This window comes from Gilliamella sp. wkB112, assembly GCF_001690685.1.
GTDB classification, from domain to species: domain Bacteria; phylum Pseudomonadota; class Gammaproteobacteria; order Enterobacterales; family Orbaceae; genus Gilliamella; species Gilliamella apicola_J.
The window spans coordinates 1-1,937 of the sequence record NZ_LZGL01000006.1 but is presented as its reverse complement, the minus strand read 5'-3'; the positions used below and the strand labels follow the sequence as shown (position 1 = coordinate 1,937).

General features: G+C 36.1%; 2 protein-coding genes and 1 rRNA gene. 1 reads left to right on the top strand and 2 read right to left on the bottom strand.

The window, feature by feature from the left end; translation table 11 throughout:
- Together A9G12_RS01665 and murI are read right to left on the bottom strand one after the other, a co-directional pair.
- Window positions 1–354, bottom strand: a 16S ribosomal RNA gene (locus A9G12_RS01665); the annotation flags it as partial.
- A 394-nt stretch (window positions 355–748) separates the two neighbouring features.
- Complete coding sequence (murI, locus tag A9G12_RS01660) at window positions 749–1,573, bottom strand: glutamate racemase (RefSeq protein WP_065564153.1); 825 nt, start codon at window positions 1,571–1,573, stop codon at window positions 749–751.
- Between the two features lie 216 nt (window positions 1,574–1,789).
- Here murI and A9G12_RS12005 point away from each other — a divergent pair.
- Window positions 1,790–1,937 (top strand): S-adenosylmethionine synthetase N-terminal domain-containing protein (locus A9G12_RS12005; RefSeq protein WP_304362710.1); only part of this gene is annotated, 148 nt, incomplete at its 3' end.

The following is a 1,937-nucleotide window of genomic DNA, read 5'->3' as shown; positions in this document are numbered from 1 at the left end:
ACTGCTGCCTCCCGTAGGAGTCTGGACCGTGTCTCAGTTCCAGTGTGGCTGGTCATCCTCTCAGACCAGCTAGAGATCGTCGCCTTGGTGAGCCCTTACCTCACCAACCAGCTAATCCCATATGGGTTCATCAAATGGCACATGGCCCGAAGGTCCCATGCTTTGGTTTCTCAACTTTATGAGGTATTAGCAGTCGTTTCCAACTGTTGTCCCTCGCCACTCGGCAGATCCCCATACATTACTCACCCGTCCGCCACTCGTCATCAAGTGCAAGCACTCATGTTACCGTTCGACTTGCATGTGTTAAGCCTGCCGCCAGCGTTCAATCTGAGCCATGATCAAACTCTTCAATTTAAAGTTTGATGCTCAATAACTGTCTCTGACATATTCAAATGAATCTTCAGTGTCACTTATCAAGACTTAATTTTTTAAGTCCGTAGACTTTTAATTTCTTCGTCTCGCAAGTGCCCACACAGATTGTCTGTTTCTTAATTTTTAAAGAGCTGACAGCCTATTTATTCTTAACCTTCCTCAACCTTTTCGCTGATTCAGTTTGCTGTCTCAAGGGCTGCGTATACTACGCTACACCTTCTTATTCGTCAAGATCTTTTTTCTAAAATTTCGATCTTGCTCACTAACTTGCCACTGCCTGATTGCTCATCACTGCGTGTCAGTGGATGCGCATTATAGGGGCTTCATTTTTTTTGGCAAGTAAAAAAGATCAATTATTTATTTAGTCGCATAACCTTTAAACACCCAAAATGTTAATTGATTGATATTTAATGAGATTATAGTTTACTAATTTTGGAATTAGTTTTTGCACATATTGATTATACGTTGTACTTAATACAATATTTTCTCTATCAGAACGGAATATCTTATTTGCATCATATTGTGCATTGAGTAAATTATAAACACGAAAAGCAATTGCATGACCCGAATCAATAAAAGTTGCTTTTGGGAAAATTATTTGTAGTTCTTCCTTAATGAATGGGTAATGGGTACAACCTAAAACTATAGTATCAGGTACTGTTGTTAAGCAAAGCCAAGGCTTTAATAGGTACCTCAATTGTTGCATATCTACAGCAATACCTTGTAATTTATTTTCTGCAATAAGAGCTAATTCTGACAAACCAAGCAGATTAACAGTACAATTTTTGGCAAATTCATTAATTAAATTCGTTGTGTAAGCCCGTTGTATTGTTGCTTTGGTCGCTAAAAGTCCAATACATTTATTTTGGGTAATTTGGCTAGCCGGTTTGATGGCTGGTACTACGCCCACAATTGGGAAGGGAAAATTAGCGCGTAAACTAGGTAAACATATTGTGCTTGCGGTATTACAAGCAATCACAGCTAGACTAATTGAATAAGATTTTGTAATTGCTTCAATAACCGAATTTACTCGGTCAATAAGAAACTCAGTGGATTTATCACCATATGGAAACATTTCATTATCAAATGCATAAATGTAATGTAAATTAGGCATTTTTTTGTAAATTTCATTATAGACAGATAATCCACCAATACCAGAATCAAACACTAATATCGATGGAGGTTGTCTTCTAATATTCATACCTGTTAACTAAAAATCGATTATAAAGAAGAATAAATGCGCACTATCGTAAATTGATTACAAATTAATGCAAGTAATTTTATTTAAGCTAATACTAGCTTTTTAGTTTATAAATAATTAGAATAGACGTCTAGATGGTAAAACTGCTAAAATAAAAACCTTACCGCTCTACTTCATATTTTAAGCATTACATCCGATAAATTAAGAAGGTATATCATGTCAGAATTCCTATTTACTTCAGAATCCGTTTCAGAAGGTCATCCAGATAAAATCGCTGATCAAATTTCAGATGCTGTACTTGATGCTATATTAAAACAAGATCCTAAGGCTCATGTAGCTTGTGAAACATACATCAAAACTGGTA

Bases quoted from the DNA above. Each gene is read 5' to 3' on its own strand.
- murI (WP_065564153.1), bottom strand. From the start codon at position 1,573: ATGAATATTAGAAGACAACCTCCATCGATATTAGTGTTTGATTCTGGT.